This is a genomic window from Mycolicibacterium pallens (assembly GCF_019456675.1).
GTDB classification, from domain to species: Bacteria; Actinomycetota; Actinomycetes; order Mycobacteriales; family Mycobacteriaceae; genus Mycobacterium; species Mycobacterium crocinum.
The window spans coordinates 41,290-57,554 of record NZ_CP080333.1 but is presented as its reverse complement, the minus strand read 5'-3'; the positions used below and the strand labels follow the sequence as shown (position 1 = coordinate 57,554).

Below are 16,265 nucleotides of genomic sequence, written 5' to 3'. Positions count from 1 at the left end.
GACGCCGCACGGCATAGATTTCTACAGCGAAGCGACGAAGGGAGCTCCGGCGATGCGGACGTTGGCGATAGGCATTGCGCTCACGGCGGCGGCGGTGACGTTGGCTCCGCCCGCCTCGGCGGAACTGTGGCCCGGCAACTACAACTTCATCATTCCGGACCGGCGCGACTTCCATACCTGGGCGTGGGCCGCTAATCCGTGCCCGGGAGAGATCACGTTCTCACCGACCTGTGTCCGCGTCTCGGCGAACCCCATGCCGATCGCCAAGGCGTATCCCTGGTACGGCATCGCAACGCTGAACAACGGGCAGTACACGATGACCGTCGACAATCCCGACGGATTGCGCTGCGGCGACATCTATTACGGCCCCGTCATCCCCACCCGCGACGTCTTCACCTGGGATGCCAAGACGCTGTCGGGAACCATGGAGTCGTCGTTCGACGTCGGCTGTGACGGCGCCCCAGGCGGCACCTTCACCTATCCGTTCTGGCTGACCCGGCTCTAGGTCAGCCGGTGATCAACGCGCCGTACTGAGCGATCAACTCCGCGCTGCGCCAATAGATCAGCGCGGCGAACACCACGAGCACCGCTGCGGAGACCCCACCCTGTACGAGGTTTCGGCGCTCCCGCGGGGCGTAGGTGTACACCGCGGCGATCAATGCCCCGGTGATCAGGCCGCCGACGTGCCCCTGCCAGCTGATCGACGGAACGGTGAACGTCAGCACCAGGTTGATCGCGATGAGCAGGACCACCCAGCGCACGTCGAGGTTGAGCCGTTTGGCGACCACGAACGTCGCACCGAACAAGCCGAACACCGCGCCCGATGCTCCCGCGGTGGCCGCGCCGATCGGGGCGAGCAGATACACCAGCACTGAGCCACCCAGAGCGCTGAGCCCGTACAGCGCGCCGAACCGTAGCCGGCCCAGCCACGCCTCGAGCGGAGGTCCGATCACATACAGCGCCCACATGTTGAACAGCAGGTGCATCGCGCCGTAGTGCATGAACGCCGAGGTGAGCAGGCGGAAATACTCACCGCCCGCGACACCGGGGGCCCACAGCACCAGCTGGCGCTGCAGGTCCTTCGAGGTCATCTGCAGCACGAGCATCACGACGTTGACCGCGATCAACGCATAGGTGACCAGCGGCTGGCCCGAGCGGCGGATGCCGCCGGCCCCGGTGCGCGCCGGGCGCACGGTCTGCGCGCCGGCCGACACACAATCGACGCATTGATGACCGACCGCGGCGCTGCGCATGCACTCGGGGCAGACCGGCCGGCCGCAGCGCGTGCATTGCACGTAGGTCGGGCGGTCGGGATGGCGGTAACAGGTCGGTGTGCCCGCTGGAGTTTGCGGTGTGTGAGGGATGCTCATAGTTCTGCCACCGAAGATACTGTGCCACCCGCGCGCGACAGCGTCCGACGGCGCCGAGCGGCGCTTTGCCGAGGCGAAGACCGATCTCAGGCTCCCACGGATTCCGTCGTCACGGGCCTGACGGACCGTTCCGACCTGCCCATGACCAGTGCCTGAGACATAACCGGCAAAGTGTCCGAACGCTTTGCTGATCGGCCAACGGATTCGTTTGCGACGGGCGTCAATATTTGCCACATCTGCATGGCTGTGTCCCATTTTCGGGACACCTGGATCCGTGTTGAAGTGCTGATATAGGCGTCCAAAACAATTTGTAGCCAGCCCACGGATTCCGTAGTACATTTCCCTCCAGGTTGAGTTCACAGCCGCCCGAAGACGCCATAGCGCGAGGGCCCCAGAACTCTCGCAGCGAAGCTTCGAGATGGAGAGCTTCGGCTCGGCACATTCGGCACTGCGGAGTACCAATGATGGAGGCGCCATGTCTTTAGCCACCACCGCGGCACCCTTGGCTGTCACCCGCCCGGGCCGCGACCATACCGATCGTGGAGAGTTCCGGGCCAGAGAACTCAGCGCGACCACCCTGCTCATCGCCGCTGTCGGCGAGGTCGATGCCTCCAACTCCGGTGACATGCTCGGCTATGTCGAGCACAACGTCACCGGATACCAGCAGCTCGTCATCGACCTGTCGCGACTCACGTTCTTCGGAACCGATGGGTTCTCGGCGCTGCACACCATCAATGTGCGGTGCTCGCGACGCGGGATCGACTGGGTGCTGGTTCCCGGGCCGGAGGTCGCCCGCGTGCTGCGGGTCTGCGATTCGGAAGGGCTGCTGACCACGGCGGGAAACATCGTCTCGGCGGTGGCCGCACTTGCCCGCGGTCCCCACACCCATCTGCAGCTCGCGAAGTAGTCCCAGCCTCCTTTCCTAGACTGGCCGCTATCGGTTCGGTTCTAGCGAAGGCGGGCAGCCATGGCGACACACGGTCGCAATCTCAACAACCTGGTGACACGGTTCTGGTCCGTCGCCGCGCCGCTCTATGACCATCCCGGTCTGCAGCAGTGGGTATACCGGCCTGCGCAAGACGAGGTGATCGACGAGCTGCGCGCCCACGGCGCCCGCCGAATCGCTGATATCGCTTGCGGCACAGGCATTCTCGCTGCCCGAATAGCAGACGAGCTGCACCCCGATGAGGTCTACGGGGTGGACATGTCCGACGGCATGCTCAAACAGGCCCGGGCGCGGGCCCCGCAGGTGCAATGGCGCAAGGGTCCGGCCGAACAGCTGCCCTTCGGCGACGGGGCGTTCGACGCCGTCGTGTCGACGTCAGCGTTCCACTTCTTCGACCAGCCGGCAGCGATGAAGGAGTTCCACCGGGTGCTGCGGCCCGGCGGTCTGGCCGCGGTCGCGACGATCAGCCCGCCCCAGCTTCCGCTGCTGGGGCAGTTGACGAACTCGCCCGCCAGTGCCGCACACAACCCGTCGGCTCAGGAGATGCGCGCGCTGTTCACCGATGCCGGCTTCACGATCAGCGACCAGCACCGGGTGCACCGGCCGCTGTGGACCAAGGCCGTGTTCGACCTGATCACGATCGGGACCAAGCCCTGATGGCCGTCGAGCTGCTCGCCCCCAGCGTCGAAATCGGTCTGGTGACCACGAATCTGGCGCCGATGGTCGAGTTCTACGAGACGTTCCTCGGGCTGCCGTTCCAACTCGACCTCGACTTCCCCGGCGGCACCATGAAGCGCTATCTGATCGGCGACAACACCCTCAAGCTGGTGACCTACGACGAGGCGCCACCCGCGACGTTGACGCCCGGCGGCGGGCGGGCGCAGACCGGCGTTCGCTATATCTCGCTGGTGGTCAAGAACGTGACCGAGGCGGCCGAGCAGGTGAGCGCTGCCGGATACGAGATCGTCGAGCCGCTCACGGAATTCGCCGCCCTGCCCGGCATCGGATGGTTTTTCGTTGCCGACCCCGACGGCAACTGGGTGGAACTCGCCGGCCCAATGTGAGGACCGTTTATTCTTCCGACGTCACCTGAAACCGCGGAGGAACACCATGGCCATCGATCTGCTCGCCAAGAACATCGAAGTCGGTTTGGTCACCACCAACCTCGGTCCGATGGTCGAGTTCTACGAGAACTTCCTCGGCCTGCCCTTCACCGGCGATCTGGACTTCCCCGGCGGCACCATGAAGCGCTATGCCCTCGGTGACAACGTGCTCAAGCTGATCACCCTCGACGAGCCGCCGGCCGCACCGGCGACGCCGGGCGGCGGCCCTGCCGCGGCCGGCATCCGCTACTACACCGTGGTCGTGGCCAACACCACGAAAGCCGCCGAGCAAGTGAAGGCCGCGGGATACGAGATCGCACAGGAACTCGCCGAGTTCACGGCGGTCCCCGGAATGGGCTGGATGTTCGTCGCCGATCCGGACGGCAACTGGGTCGAACTCGTCGGCCCGATGTAAATCCGCGAGCCGTACGCTGGGCATCGTGCCCGAACTTCATCCCGACGTCGCGGTCCTGGCACCCCTACTGGGCACCTGGACCGGAGACGGCACCGGCGAGTATCCGACCATCGAAACTTTCGGCTACCGCGAGGAGATCGCGATCGGGCATGTCGGCAAGCCCTTCCTGACCTACGCACAACGAACCCGCGCTGTCGACGACGGCCGTCCCCTGCACGCCGAGACCGGCTACCTGCGGGTGCCGGCATCCGGGCGGATCGAGTTGGTGGTCGCGCACCCCACCGGCGTCACCGAGATCGATGAGGGCACCGTGACGGCCGACGACAACGGCCTGGCCTTCGACGTCGACTCGACGTCGATCGGACTGACCGGGTCGGCGAAAAGCATTACCGCCCTGAGTCGATCCTTCCGGATCGCTGGGGACGAGCTGACCTACAGCGTGCGGATGGCCGCCGTCGGCGTTCCGCTCACCCACCATCTGGCCGCGACCCTGCGCAGGCAGCAGGGGTGAGCTACTCCCCCGCCCGCGAGGGACGGATCCGCCTTCCGACCGACTTCGACGCCGTCACCGATATCGGCGCCGAGGACCACTCCGAGATCTCGGCAGCGACCGCCGACCGGATCTGGCACTCAGTGCGGCACTGGTACGCGGCGGGCATGCACCCCGCCATTCAGCTGTGCCTGCGGCACAACGGAAGAGTGGTGCTCAATCGCGCGATCGGCCACGGCTGGGGCAACGGCCCCGCCGACCCACCCGACGCCGACAAGGTGCCGGTGAGCGTCGAGACCCCGTTCTGTGTGTATTCCGCGGCCAAGGCGATCAGCACGACGGTTGTGCACATGCTCGTCGAGCGCGGTGAATTTTCCCTCGACGACCGGGTCTGCGATTACCTGCCGAACTACACCAGCCACGGCAAGGATCGCACCACCATCCGCCACGTGATCACCCATAGCGCCGGTGTGCCCTTCGCCACCGGCCCGCGCCCAAACCTCAAGCGAATGAACGAAAGTGATTACGCGCGCGAGAAACTCGGCGAGCTCAAGCCCATCCACCGCCCCGGATTGATGCACATCTATCACGGTCTGACCTGGGGACCGTTGGTCCGTGAGATCGTGTCTGCGGCCACCGGCCGCAACATCCGCGACATCCTCGCCGAGGAGATCCTGGATCCGCTGGGTTTCCGGTGGACCAATTACGGTGTGGCCGAAAAGGATGTCCCCCTGGTCGCGCCGAGCCATGTGACGGGTAAGCCGCTGCCGGCGCCGCTCGCGAAAGCGTTTAGCACCGCGGTCGGTGGCACGCCACAACAGATCATCCCGTTCTCCAACACGCCGCTCTTCCTCACCGGGGTCATCCCGTCGTCGAGCACCGTTTCCAACGCCGACGAACTATCCCGATTCGCCGAAATACTCTGCCGCGGTGGCGAACTCGACGGTGTCCGGGTCATGCGACCGGAGACCTTGCGTGGGGCGACGGCAGAGGCGCGGCGGCTACGACCGGACATCGCGACCGGCCTGGCGCCGATTCGCTGGGGCACCGGGTACATGCTGGGGTCCACTCGATTCGGGCCGTTCGGGCGTAACGCGCCTGGCGCATTCGGTCACACCGGTCTGACGAACATCGCGGTCTGGGCAGATCCGCAGCGGCGGCTGTCGGTCGGGCTGATCAGCAGCGGCAAGCCCGGGCAGCACCGTGAGGCAGGCCGCTACACCGAGGTGCTGGACCGCATCAACGCCGAGATTCCGCGTACCGCCGGGTGAATTGTGCCCGCAGGTGAGGGCGGATAACGTACCGAATATGGGTGACTCGCTGCTGCAACAGCAACTCGACGAGGTGCGGGCCCTGCTGCAGCGTGCGCGCGAGCTGTTCGGCCCGAATCCCGTTGCGCCGCCGGAGGTTATCCCGGCGGACGGCGACCGCTAGCCGCGTCAGGTTTCGTAGGGCCGCAGCCGATGCTGCGCCAGTGCCTCGGTGGCCAGTTCGAGATCGCGGCGGCCCGCAACGTCATCCGACGGGGTATGGCCTGCTGCGATGATCTCCGCGCGCACCTGCATCAAGGCCTTCAGGTACGACACGTCGGCAGTCAGCAGGATCGCGCGCGCCAACGTCTGTGCATCGGCGTCCATCGCGGGCTCGGCCAATGCCACGCTGTGCAGATATCCGCCCCGGCAGGACCGGAACAGGATGTGCCCGCTGGGGTGGGTCGCGTCGAACTCAGGATCGGGTTCGCTCATGGACCGTCCTCGGCGACGCGGCCGAGCTCCGCGGCGGCAGCAGTGTCCTGCTGTTCCCAGACATCAGCGGCGTGGTGCAGGTTGGTGGCGAGTTCGGCATGCGCCGCGGCCTGCTGCTCATAACAGAGCCGGCGCTGGTCCAGGAGTTCTCGTCCGGCATCGCGCAACTCGCCGAAGATCGGCCCGAGCGAATCGAGGCTGGCCAAAATGTCGGCGTGCCGAGACGGCACAGTGCTGAGCTGCTCGGCGGTGTCCTGGTGGTCACGGGCCGCGCGGCGCAGTTCGTCGGGCACCACGTGGATGCGCTCTGCCATGTCACTCTCCTATCGCCGGCGGGCCGGCTGTCACCGCCGGCCGGGTCGGAGCCGGTTGGTCGGCCTGCTCTTTGTGAGCAGATCCTTGTGTCTTCGTCTCGTCACCTGGTTCCGGCGGATGCTCCCAGCCTAGGAAGCTGGGGCCGCTGACGCTGGCAATGGGTTGGATCTGATTGTTGAACACTGCCTTGCCGTTGCCCAGCGCCAGCGCATGCCGGTCGGTGAGTATCCCGATGTCGCCGGGCAGCACCCGCGCGGCGTCGACGGGCTGCGATACAGCCGTGCCCGGCGGGGGAATCGTGATGCCCTGCTGACGGAAGGCCTCGGCGATCGGAGTCCCGCCCACGGCGGCGGTGATCGCGGCGGCCAACTGCGGGGTCGGTGCGGTCACGGTCTCACCGTTCGGCAGATTCACAACCGTCGGTTCGTCGGCCGGCGGCGCGTCGGGCTCCCCGGCTGCGGTGTCTCCCTCGTCGTCGGGCTCGGGCAGCACCGCGTCGGACTGCTCGTCCGGCAACGGTTCGTCGAGCAGATCCGAGTTGTCGCCGCTCGGTAACCGCGACGGTGTGGGGGTGTCGAGCGGCGCCGGCACCGGCGCGGGCCCGGCCGGCACACCGCCGGCGGACCCGCCGCCCATGGCGGGAATCCCCGTCATCGGCGGGATCATCGGCGCGGGCAGCGGCTGGGCGGGGGGCGCCGGATCACCCGGCGGGGCGGCGAAGTCGTCGGGCAGCAGAGCGTCGGCGAACGGGTCGGGGCCGAGGTCGGCCGGCATAGCGAGGGGCTCCGACGGTACGGACTGCTCCGGTGGCGAGGACTGAGTTGCCTTCGGCTCGGCCGACTTTCGATCGGGTTCCGAGGCGGTCTCCGGGGTCGCCCCCACGTACAGCGAGGCCAGCGCCGCCGCCAGCGCGGCCTTGGACGTGGCATCGAGGCCTGCGGTCTCGACGACGGTCTTGATGTCGCGGAGCTTGTCGATCAGGTAGCGCTGGAATGCCCGGGCCCCCGCCGGGGTGTCGAGATCGGTGCGGGTTGCGACGGCGGCCTCGATGTCTCTCTGCAGTCCGTCGAGCGCATCGCGGCCCGCAGCATGGGTCGCATGTGCGTTGAGCACCGCGGTGATCACCTGCAGGTCGAGTTGCGCACTTGTCGAATTCTGATGTGCCAGAGATGTTTCTGCGGTCCGAATGGCTTCCGCTGCCTGGCCCTCCCCCGGTGTTTGACTCTGAGCGGCGGGTGACGGGTCGAAGACCGACCCATGCTGGGCCCGAATCTTGGCCACTACGTTGTCGATTGCGCTCGGCGCGACGATGCTGACGGGACTGGTGATCGTGGCGAGGTCCGCATCCGACAGCCCGGTCAGCCACGCCCGGCTGTCACCGGTGACCGTGCCGACGCGCGCTATCGCGTCGAGCAAGTCTTGGTAGCTCGCCACCGGTGCCCTCTCATGCCGGCGACTGTATCCAGACTCGCCACAGGTGACAATTCACCTGTCAGGTGGCTGTGGACGGCACTCGGTATCGGCCCATGAGCTGCTGAAGCACAACGACTTTCGCGTCTGATTCGGCACGCGCGGCGACCACGATGTCGCTGATCTCGCGTTGTTTCGCGAGCAGGAACCGGGCAAATTCGCGTCCCTCGACAGGCGCGGTGACGGCTTGCTGGGCAACGGCCGCTTCGATCTCGGCCTGGATGGCGTCGAGCTTGCAGATCGCTTCGGCGGCGGCGGCGTGCGCGCTGGACACCGCCTCGGCCAGTTCGGCATCGGCCTCGGCGAGCTCGCGGTCGCGGACGGCGAGCAGTGATCGAGCCGACTCGAGTGCGTCGGCCGACGCTCCGGCGTGCTCTGCCATGGGTCGACGGTACTCAGCGAGATTTCGCCGAACAACTCACCTGCCTCAGAGCGGTCGCCGGATCGCGACGGCGGTCCCCATCCGGCTGATCTGGACGTTGGCGCCGGCGTTCGGCGCCTCCACCACCATGCCGTTTCCGATCGCCAGCTGTACGTGCCCGGTGTGTGGGAACACCAGATCGCCAGGCCGGACCTGCGAGCGGGGCACCGGCACGCCGTCGTTGATCTGGTCGTAGGTGGTGCGATCCAGTCGCACGCCAGCCTGGGCGTACGCCCACTGCACCAGGCCCGAACAGTCGAAGCGATCGGGACCGGTTGCACCCCACACGTACGGGCAGCCCAGCCGGGACAGCGCCGCGCGCACCGCGAGTGCTGCGCGCGAGTTCGGCGCAGGCAACCGGGGCCGACGTGTGCGATACCTCAAGGCGCGCAGCAGTAGGAGCCGTCGACGGGCTCGCCGCCGGGCGGCCAGAACGTGGGCCTGCTGAGCTCGCAGCCGGGCTGCTCTGCGCCGCACCAACTCTCGCTGGGCAACTGGGCTGTCCGGGGCGGCGAAGGTATCGGTGCGGGCGGCGTCGAGCACGGCGCGGGTCTGCTGCCGGGCCTCTCGGTGATCACGCTGGGCGCGGGCCAGAATCGCAGACACGTCGGCGTCCACGCGCTGGGCCCGGTCGAGCTCAGCCCGGTGGCGGTCCGCCACACGGTGGTAGGCCGCGGGCAAGCCGTCGGCCGACGACATCGGTACACCGCCTGCCGCGTCCAGCGTTGCGGCCGGCGACTGGCCGGCGAACAGCGCGTGGGCGCGGCTCAAGATCTCCACGTCGGCTGCGGTCACGACTGCTCCCCGACGAATGCCCTGACTCGCGGGAGCGCACCTGGCGGGATGGCACCGCGGTTGCGGATGTCCCACAGCTGCTCGACGTCGACCCCGATCAACGTCGCGATGACCGGCTCCGGAAGGTCCGAGCGGGTGCACGCCTGGTCGAAGCGGGCACTGAGGCTGCCGGGCATCCGCGCCAGCAGCCCGGTGCGGATTGCTTCCAGCGACGTCAGATGAGTCATCAGGCGGTCCACGGATTCCGCCCCGGCATTGACGGCGACGCGCCAGGAGTTGGCGGCCAGCAACTCGGCCTTCACGCATTGCTCGATCACGGACTGAATATACGTTTCATATTCGTTTGACGTCTCCGCTGGCAGGCGGGCTATCAACGAGTTCAGCGATTCCAGGTGCGCCTCAGCATGCGCTTCGAGCACATCCGCGTCGCTGTGGCGGCTGACAACGATGCCGGTTGTGGTCCGCGCCGGCGCGGGCGGAGCCGGCGAATCGGTCAGATATTGGGCGATCTCCGCGGCCGGATCGTCGGCCACAACCAGGCGCGCGTATGTGCCAGGCGGTAGGCCGAGGCCGTTCTCAACCTTCTGAACTGTGCCTTTGTGGGGTTTACGGGCGCCGCGCTCCAGGAAGCTCAAGCCCATGATGCTGACCCCGGTCGCCGCGGCGAGTTCGGCGAGCGACCAGTCCCGAGCCTCACGCAAAGTCCGGATGGCCGCGCCCGCCGCCTCTCGGCTCACCGTGGGCCTCCAGCCATATGGGGATCGTACACAGGGCTATCGGTTTATACGTTTCTTTCTACGTTCCTCTTGCGTCACCCGTTGGGAGCATATACGCTTTCGTCATTGAATCCGGCCAAGGAGGCTCCGATGAACTACCGCCCATGCTCGGTCGAGCCCGATCTGTGGTTCGGCTACGCCGACGATGACGCCAGCGACGGCGCGGCCAAGGCGCGCGTCTATGAGCAGTCGGCCACCCGCGCCCGGACCATCTGCCTGCGTCGGTGCCCGTTGGCCCAGCAGCGCGCGTGCGCCCGCAGCGCCGTCGAGAGCGGCGAGGAATACGGGGTGTGGGCGGGCATCAAACTGCCAGGCGGTCAGTACCGGAAGCGCCATCAACTGGCGCATGCCCATGAGGTGTTGCGCCGCATCGCCGACGGCGAGCTCAATCCGCGCGAGCTGCCGGAGAGTGCCGAGCTGCTGTCCCGCAGCGAGGAGCTGCCTGCCCAGGTGGCAACGGTCGTCCACCTACCCCTGAGCCGGCCGCGCACCGCGGCGTGAATCAGCTCGCTGTTGTTGCCTCAGAACGCTTTTGCATGTTCTCGTCGACCTCACGCTGCCACACGTCATAGGCGTGCGTGGTGTCCACCTCGAGCTCGAAGCGGTCGGTCATGTCTGACGTGACGTCGGCCGCGTCGACGTAGAACTGCTCGTACCACCGCCGGTACTGGTAGAGCGCCCCGTCCTCCTCGCACAGCAGCGGGTTCTCAATCCGGGTCTTGTGCTTCCAGATCTCCACGTCCTGCAGGAAGCCGACCTCGTAGATCTTCGAATACGACTGCGCGAGCTTGGCCGCCTTCTCGTCGGACAGCCCCGGCATGTTCTGCACCGAAACACCGAACTGCAGCATGAACGAGTTTTGATCGATCGGGTAGTGGCAGTTGATCAGCACCGACTCGACGGTGAAGTCCGGTCCGAGGTCGTTGTGCAGCCAGTTGATCATGTAGGACGGCCCGAAGTAGGTGGCCTCCGAGCGCAGCTTGGTGCCCTCCCACAGCCGTTCCGGATGCTCGGTGAAGTCCTGGCGGCCCTTGGATTCCATGTACTGGCTGGCGGTGTGACCTTCGAAGACGTTCTTGAAGAAGGTGGGGTAGGCGTAGTGGATGTAGAAGAAGTGCGCCATGTCGACGTTGTTGTCGACGATCTCCCGACAGTGCGCTCCCTCGATGACAATCGAGTTCCACGCCCACTTCGACCACTTGCCTTCGTCGTAGCCCTCGATCGTCGGCGGGGTGAGCTCCGGCGACGGCGTCGACCCTTCCGGGTCATGCCACATGAGCAGCTGCCCGTTGACCTCGATGGTCTGGTACTTGCGCGTCCGAGCAAGCTTGGGAACCCTTCGGGCATAAGGGATTTCGACACAACGCCCGGTTGCGCCGTTCCAACGCCAGTCGTGGAACGCGCACGCCAGGTTGTCGCCCTTGACCGTACCCATGGCCAGGTCGGCACCGAGGTGTCGGCAGTAACCGTCGAGCACATGGATGTCGCCCTTGGTGTCCGCGTACACCACGAGTTTGCCGCCGAAGGCATTGATGCCGTGCGGCTTGCCGTCGCGGAAATCCTCTGCCAGGCCCAGGCAGTGCCAACCCCGCGCGTAACGGGTCATCGGCGTGCCGGGGTCGATCTCCCGGATCTGGTTCATGCGTCAATTTAAGCACATGTGCTTAAAACTGCCTAGCATTGTTTTAGACTGCTCGTCGTGGACCGCGGCGCCCGATCTCGGGAAGTACTGCTCGACGCCGCCGAACGGCTGATCGCCGAGCACGGCTTCGAGGTGCCGCTGCGCGAAATCGCCGTCGCTGCCGGGCAGCGCAACAACTCCGCGGTCAACTACTACTTCCGCAGCAGGCAAGACCTCATCGACGCGGTGGTCGCCCGGCGCCTGACCCCGATGGAAGTCGAGCGCCAAGCCCTCTTGGACCGCATGTCCGACGAGCAGATGGCCGACGCGCACGCCGTCCTGCGCATCTTGGTCGGGCCGTTCTTCCACAGCGAAGGCACCCACTACGCCCGATTCCTCGAGGTGGTGCGGATCCGGCTGAACCGGGAACCGCAGAGCCCCGCGGAGTCCGCGTGGCCGCGCATCCTCGACGCGCTGGCCAGACTGGTTCCGCTGAAGGACCGCAGCGCCCGGGAGAGCCGGGTCGGTTCCGTCGCCACCGCGATGTTCGCCCTGCTGGCGGACCACGAGCGGCGGGTGGAGTCGGGCGACGCCGACGCGGACAGCGTCGACGAGATCGTGACGATGCTCGCCGCGATGCTGACGGCCGCGCCGGTGCCGGCCCCGGCGACTCGCTGACTACCGCAATTCCCACGCGGGGGAGCAAGATGCGGATAGAACTGTGTCTGTGCGGATCGTCATGGTGGTGGCCCTGGCCGGATTGATCGCACTGTTGGTGGCGATCTTCACCGACAGCACCTACGCGGCGATCTCGGTGGTGGTGCTGGCCGTCGCCGGCATTCTGTTGTTGTTGCGGGACTGGCGGGCCGACCATAAGCGGGCCGCCGACGGTGACCCGGCCGACGTTCCGCCCGATGAGCCGGTCGACCCGGCGATGAGCCCCGAGATGTTCGCGCCGGACATCTCCAGCGACGGCCGCGGCCCGTCGTCTGACGCGCGCGCGGACTGACCGATCCCGCGAGCGTCACTCCAGAGTCACGCTGGGCGTCGAACGCAACTCTGGCGTGACGCTCGCGGCAGAGGCGCCGGACCTGTCGGACCCCCGACCTAGCGTGAGCCCATGACGTACTGGATCAACACCGTCAGCGCCGACCACGTACAGCGTGGCGTCGCGGGCGGTTTCACTCAGGCCAACCATGGCAAACCGCACATGCTGCGCAAGATGGCCCGTGGCGATTGGATCATCTTCTATTCGCCGAAAACCGCACTGGAGCACGGCGGACCGCTGCAGGCGTTCACCGCGATCGGGCGGGTCACCGACGACGAGCCCTATCAAGAGCAGTCGACTGATCCGTGGCGGCGCAGGATGGAGTTCTTGCCCTGCACCGCGACACCCATCCGGCCTCTTCTGGATCGGCTGGAGTTCATCGTCGATCCACAGCGCTGGGGCTACAAGTTCCGCTTCGGGGTCTTCCGCATCGAGGAGCCGGACTTCCTGCTCATCCGCTCGGCGATGACGCAGGCGCTCGCCGCCTGAGGGATCCGACGAGCGTAAGCTCGGGGTGGTGAGCAACCTCGAGACCGCTCCACACGAAGTCCCCTGTGCTGCAACCGAGTTCGATGGTGTCGAAGTTCTGGAACCGCGCGAGGTCCCGCTGGGCGGTCCGCGCGCGCTTCCAGTCCGGCGGACACTGCCCCAGCATCAACGGTCCCTGATCGGGGCGTGGTGCTTCGCTGATCACTACGGCCCGCACGACGTGCGGGAGACCACGGGCATGGATGTGCCGCCGCATCCGCACACCGGCCTGCAGACCGTCAGCTGGTTGTTCCGCGGGGAGATCGAACACCGCGACAGCGCCGGCGTGCACCAGACCGTCCGTCCGGGTGAACTGAACCTGATGACCGCCGGAGCGGGCATCTGCCACTCCGAAGTGTCGACGTCGTCGACCTCCATCCTGCACGGCGTGCAGCTCTGGGTGGCGCTGCCGGACTCCGATCGCAACACCGCCCGCGACTTCGATCACCATGTGCCGGAACCATTTTCACGCGGTGACGCCATGATCCGGGTCTTCCTCGGTGAGCTGGCCGGCCAGCGCTCCCCGGTCCACACCTTCACACCGCTGATCGGCGCGCAGATCGACCTGGCAGCCGGGTGCACGATCGACCTCGACATCGACCCCGCCTTCGAGCACGGCGTGCTGCTGGACCTCGGCCGGGTCGACGTCGCGGGCCGGGGGCTCGAGTCAGGGGAGTTGGCCTATCTGGGGACCGGGTCGACCAGCCTGCGGCTGCACAACGCGGCCGGTCTGGCTGCCCGGGTACTCCTGCTGGGCGGGACGCCGTTCCCCGACGAACCGCTGATGTGGTGGAACTTCGTCGGGCGCAGCCACGAGGAGATCGTCGAATATCGCCGACAATGGCAGGACGGCGACGAACGGTTCGGCGCCGTCAGTGGGTACACCGGTTCCGTCCCGCGGTTGCCCGCGCCCGGGCTGCCCGCCACCCGACTGCGGCCCCGCCGCCGAACCTGAGGAGTTCCATGACCACCGACAAGACCGGCGCCGAAACCACCGTCACCGCCGAAAAAGATCAATTCACCATCGCCGTCGACGGCAAGCAGGTCGGCCTCGCCGACTTCGTCGACCACGACGGCCAGCGCATCTTCCATCACACCGAGGTCGACAGCGCGTTCGAAGGGCGCGGACTGGCCAGCATCATGGTCGGCGAGGCGCTCGCGGCCACCCGCGACGCCGGCCTGCGCATCGTGCCCAAATGCGCGATGGTGGCGAAGTACCTGGAGAAGCATCACGACTTCGACGACGCCGTCGACCCCGTCACCGCAGACACCGAGAGCTACCTGGAGCAGGTGCTCAGCAGCTGACATCGGCGCCGCTATCGTGTGATCTCGTGGCAGATCTGGGCAGCACCGACAGCGTCCCGCGGGCCTACGCCGTCGCCGACGGTGACGTGCTGTTGCCCGGTCCGGCGGCACAGGGCCCCTGGGGAGCGACGATCAGCGGTCACGTCGTCGGCGGCATCCTCGCCCGCGCACTGGAACAGGCGGGTGCCGAGCAGGGTTTGGTGCCGGCCCGACTAACAGTCGACCTGCTGCGGCCCACGCTCATCGAACCGCTGGAAGTGCGTACCACCGTGCGGCGCGACGGCCGGCGCATCCGATTGGTCGACGCCGAAGTGGTGCAGAACGACGTGGTGGTGTCCCGGGCCAGCGCGATGTTCCTCCGTCGCGGTGAGCACCCGGCCGGTGACATCTGGTCCTCGCCGGTGGTGATGCCGCCGTTGCCGTCGGATCCCGGTCCGCTGCCGGAGGACCTGATGATGTTCGTCTGGGGCTACGGGGGAGACGGCAAGTCCGGCGGCGCGATGGCCTTCACCGAATGGCACGACGCCACCGGCCCCAAGTACGCCTGGATCCGGCAGGTCCGCCCGCTGGTCGAGGGTGAGGTCACCACACCGTTCGTCACCGTGGCCATGGCCGCCGACGCCGCGAGTGCCACATCCCATTGGGGCACAGAGGGTTTGCGCTACATCAACGCCGATTACACGCTGACGCTGGCGCGTGAGCCGGTCGGGGAGTACATCGGGTTGGCGGCCACCTCGCACAACAGCCACGAGGGCATCGCCTGCGGTGCGGTGGCGGTGTTCGACGCGCAGGGGCAGATCGGAAACGCGATCACCGTCGGCTTGGTGAACCCGGCCGAATCGTTCCACCCCAGGGCGTAGAAAGGTCCGATGAGAAGGTTCGTCGACATCTCCGTCCCGTTGCAGGCCGGCATCGCCTCGGACCCACCCGGCCATCTTCCGGAGATCGACTACTACGACCACCAGCAGACCGCGGCCGAGGTGGTGTCATTCTTCCCCGGCGCGACCGTCGACGACCTGCCCGACGGCGAAGGGTGGGCGATCGAGCGGGTTCGGATCACCACCCACAACGGAACCCATCTCGACGCCCCCTACCACTACGCGTCGACGATGGACGGTGGCAAACGCGCCATCACCATCGACGAGGTTCCGCTGGAGTGGTGCCTGCAGCCCGCGGTCAAGCTCGACTTCCGCCACTTCCCGGACGGCTATGTGGTGACCGCCGATGACGTCGAAGAGGAGCTGCACCGGATCGGGCACACCCTGTCACCGCTGGAGATCGTGCTCGTCAACACCAGCGCGGGCACGCGCTACGGCGAGGCCGACTATGTCGGGAAGGGCTGCGGCATGGGCCGCGACGCCACGCTGTACCTCCTCGAGCGTGGCGTGCGGCTCACCGGGACCGACGCGTGGAGTTGGGATGCGCCGTTCTCCTACACCGCGCAGCGCTACGCCGAGGACCACGACGCGTCGATCATCTGGGAGGGTCACCGCGCCGGACGGACCATCGGCTACTCGCACATCGAGAAGCTGCACAACCTGGAGTCATTGCCGGCCAACGGCTTTGAGGTGTCGTGCTTCCCGGTGAAGGTGCACGCGGCCTCGGCGGGGTGGACCCGCGCCGTCGCGATCTTCGACGACTAAGGCCAGGGCCCGCCGACCGGTGGGCCGCCACCGCGCGGTGACTGGTTCTGCAGAATGCCCAGGCAGGTGCCCATCGACTTACCGGGAATGCACGGGATTCCACCGACGCTCGGGACACCGTTGGCCACGAAGCACTGCCCGGTGATCGGGTCGGCAAGATGCCCGGTGGGGCAGGCATTGGCCGGGGCGGCGACCATGGGCGCGGCCACGAACACCGCGCCGCAGGCGACGGCCAGCAGCGCCCTGGAGATCCCCACCCGCACAGCCATGTGCG

General features: G+C 67.1%; 25 protein-coding genes. 16 read left to right on the top strand and 9 right to left on the bottom strand.

Going from position 1 to position 16,265, the window contains the following annotated elements:
• Window positions 1-52 precede the first annotated feature (52 nt).
• On the top strand, window positions 53-505 hold the full coding sequence (locus tag K0O64_RS00320) for a hypothetical protein (protein ID WP_096312626.1): 453 nt from the start codon (window positions 53-55) through the stop codon (window positions 503-505).
• A gap of 1 nt (window position 506) precedes the next feature.
• On the opposite strand, the gene K0O64_RS00315 is transcribed toward K0O64_RS00320, so the two are convergent.
• Entirely contained in the window at window positions 507-1,370 is an 864-nt protein-coding gene (locus K0O64_RS00315) for a rhomboid family intramembrane serine protease (protein WP_096309479.1), read from the bottom strand.
• 475 nt (window positions 1,371-1,845) lie between these two features.
• On the opposite strand from K0O64_RS00315, the gene K0O64_RS00310 reads away from it, so the two are divergent.
• The 7 genes from K0O64_RS00310 to K0O64_RS30100 are packed head-to-tail and all read left to right on the top strand — an operon-like array spanning window position 1,846 to window position 5,758.
• Entirely contained in the window at window positions 1,846-2,277 is a 432-nt protein-coding gene (locus K0O64_RS00310) for an STAS domain-containing protein (protein ID WP_083542973.1), read from the top strand.
• Window positions 2,278-2,337: 60 nt separating this feature from the next.
• Window positions 2,338-2,973 (top strand): class I SAM-dependent methyltransferase, encoded by a 636-nt coding sequence (locus tag K0O64_RS00305; protein ID WP_071948284.1) that lies wholly within the window; start codon window positions 2,338-2,340, stop codon window positions 2,971-2,973.
• Window positions 2,973-3,380 (top strand): VOC family protein, encoded by a 408-nt coding sequence (locus K0O64_RS00300; protein WP_071948285.1) that lies wholly within the window; start codon window positions 2,973-2,975, stop codon window positions 3,378-3,380. The genes K0O64_RS00305 and K0O64_RS00300 overlap by 1 nt, the downstream gene beginning before the upstream one ends.
• 46 nt (window positions 3,381-3,426) lie before the next feature.
• A complete protein-coding gene (locus tag K0O64_RS00295) occupies window positions 3,427-3,834 on the top strand; it encodes a VOC family protein (RefSeq protein ID WP_071948286.1) in 408 nt (135 codons plus the stop codon).
• Window positions 3,835-3,859: 25 nt separating this feature from the next.
• Window positions 3,860-4,345, top strand: a complete 486-nt coding sequence (locus K0O64_RS00290; RefSeq protein ID WP_071948287.1) for a peroxynitrite isomerase — start codon at window positions 3,860-3,862, stop codon at window positions 4,343-4,345.
• Complete coding sequence (lipE, locus tag K0O64_RS00285; protein ID WP_071948288.1) at window positions 4,342-5,595, top strand: lipase LipE; 1,254 nt, start codon at window positions 4,342-4,344, stop codon at window positions 5,593-5,595. Before K0O64_RS00290 ends, lipE begins: the two co-directional genes overlap by 4 nt.
• Before the next feature lie 37 nt (window positions 5,596-5,632).
• Complete coding sequence (locus K0O64_RS30100; RefSeq protein WP_256385463.1) at window positions 5,633-5,758, top strand: hypothetical protein; 126 nt, start codon at window positions 5,633-5,635, stop codon at window positions 5,756-5,758.
• Between the two features lie 5 nt (window positions 5,759-5,763).
• Here K0O64_RS30100 and K0O64_RS00280 read toward each other — a convergent pair whose 3' ends face one another.
• Genes K0O64_RS00280 through K0O64_RS00255 form a run of 6 tightly spaced genes read right to left on the bottom strand, consistent with a single transcriptional unit; the run spans window position 5,764 to window position 9,807 of the window.
• On the bottom strand, window positions 5,764-6,069 hold the full coding sequence (locus K0O64_RS00280; RefSeq protein ID WP_071948289.1) for a DUF2694 family protein: 306 nt from the start codon (window positions 6,067-6,069) through the stop codon (window positions 5,764-5,766).
• On the bottom strand, window positions 6,066-6,383 hold the full coding sequence (locus tag K0O64_RS00275; RefSeq protein ID WP_071948290.1) for an ESX-1 secretion-associated protein: 318 nt from the start codon (window positions 6,381-6,383) through the stop codon (window positions 6,066-6,068). Before K0O64_RS00275 ends, K0O64_RS00280 begins: the two co-directional genes overlap by 4 nt.
• Before the next feature lies 1 nt (window position 6,384).
• A complete protein-coding gene (locus K0O64_RS00270) occupies window positions 6,385-7,818 on the bottom strand; it encodes a DUF4226 domain-containing protein (RefSeq protein WP_096309478.1) in 1,434 nt (477 codons plus the stop codon).
• A 58-nt stretch (window positions 7,819-7,876) separates the two neighbouring features.
• Window positions 7,877-8,236 (bottom strand): DUF4226 domain-containing protein, encoded by a 360-nt coding sequence (locus tag K0O64_RS00265; RefSeq protein ID WP_096309477.1) that lies wholly within the window; start codon window positions 8,234-8,236, stop codon window positions 7,877-7,879.
• Between the two features lie 45 nt (window positions 8,237-8,281).
• A complete protein-coding gene (locus tag K0O64_RS00260; RefSeq protein WP_071948293.1) occupies window positions 8,282-9,070 on the bottom strand; it encodes a C40 family peptidase in 789 nt (262 codons plus the stop codon).
• The gene (locus K0O64_RS00255) at window positions 9,067-9,807 is read right to left on the bottom strand and encodes a helix-turn-helix domain-containing protein (protein ID WP_096309476.1); all 741 of its coding nucleotides are present in this window, start codon (window positions 9,805-9,807) and stop codon (window positions 9,067-9,069) included. The genes K0O64_RS00260 and K0O64_RS00255 overlap by 4 nt, the downstream gene beginning before the upstream one ends.
• Before the next feature lie 129 nt (window positions 9,808-9,936).
• Here K0O64_RS00255 and K0O64_RS00250 point away from each other — a divergent pair, with 129 nt between their 5' ends.
• A complete protein-coding gene (locus K0O64_RS00250; RefSeq protein ID WP_071948295.1) occupies window positions 9,937-10,347 on the top strand; it encodes a WhiB family transcriptional regulator in 411 nt (136 codons plus the stop codon).
• 1 nt (window position 10,348) lies between these two features.
• Here K0O64_RS00250 and K0O64_RS00245 read toward each other — a convergent pair whose 3' ends face one another.
• Window positions 10,349-11,488 carry a 3-ketosteroid-9-alpha-monooxygenase, oxygenase component gene (locus K0O64_RS00245; RefSeq protein WP_096309475.1) on the bottom strand — a complete coding sequence of 380 codons (1,140 nt, stop codon included), beginning with the start codon at window positions 11,486-11,488 and terminating at the stop codon, window positions 10,349-10,351.
• 57 nt (window positions 11,489-11,545) lie between these two features.
• Between K0O64_RS00245 and K0O64_RS00240 the strand changes: the two genes are divergently transcribed.
• The 7 genes from K0O64_RS00240 to K0O64_RS00210 all read left to right on the top strand — a co-directional run bounded on the left by K0O64_RS00240 (window position 11,546) and on the right by K0O64_RS00210 (window position 15,991).
• On the top strand, window positions 11,546-12,145 hold the full coding sequence (locus tag K0O64_RS00240; protein WP_083542774.1) for a TetR/AcrR family transcriptional regulator: 600 nt from the start codon (window positions 11,546-11,548) through the stop codon (window positions 12,143-12,145).
• Between the two features lie 43 nt (window positions 12,146-12,188).
• Window positions 12,189-12,476: a hypothetical protein gene (locus K0O64_RS00235; RefSeq protein WP_198044333.1), complete on the top strand. Its 288-nt coding sequence runs from the start codon at window positions 12,189-12,191 to the stop codon at window positions 12,474-12,476.
• Between the two features lie 111 nt (window positions 12,477-12,587).
• Entirely contained in the window at window positions 12,588-13,004 is a 417-nt protein-coding gene (locus tag K0O64_RS00230; protein ID WP_071948299.1) for an EVE domain-containing protein, read from the top strand.
• Window positions 13,005-13,032: 28 nt separating this feature from the next.
• Window positions 13,033-13,998, top strand: coding sequence for a pirin family protein (locus K0O64_RS00225; RefSeq protein WP_096312625.1), 966 nt, complete (start codon window positions 13,033-13,035; stop codon window positions 13,996-13,998).
• 8 nt (window positions 13,999-14,006) lie between these two features.
• The gene (locus tag K0O64_RS00220; RefSeq protein WP_071948300.1) at window positions 14,007-14,348 is read left to right on the top strand and encodes a GNAT family N-acetyltransferase; all 342 of its coding nucleotides are present in this window, start codon (window positions 14,007-14,009) and stop codon (window positions 14,346-14,348) included.
• Window positions 14,349-14,374: 26 nt separating this feature from the next.
• Window positions 14,375-15,208: an acyl-CoA thioesterase domain-containing protein gene (locus K0O64_RS00215; protein ID WP_225933583.1), complete on the top strand. Its 834-nt coding sequence runs from the start codon at window positions 14,375-14,377 to the stop codon at window positions 15,206-15,208.
• Between the two features lie 9 nt (window positions 15,209-15,217).
• Window positions 15,218-15,991, top strand: coding sequence for a cyclase family protein (locus K0O64_RS00210; protein WP_096309473.1), 774 nt, complete (start codon window positions 15,218-15,220; stop codon window positions 15,989-15,991).
• On the opposite strand, the gene K0O64_RS00205 is transcribed toward K0O64_RS00210, so the two are convergent.
• The gene (locus K0O64_RS00205) at window positions 15,988-16,260 is read right to left on the bottom strand and encodes a hypothetical protein (RefSeq protein WP_096309472.1); all 273 of its coding nucleotides are present in this window, start codon (window positions 16,258-16,260) and stop codon (window positions 15,988-15,990) included. The two genes, K0O64_RS00210 and K0O64_RS00205, sit on opposite strands and share 4 nt — an antisense overlap.
• Window positions 16,261-16,265 lie beyond the last annotated feature (5 nt).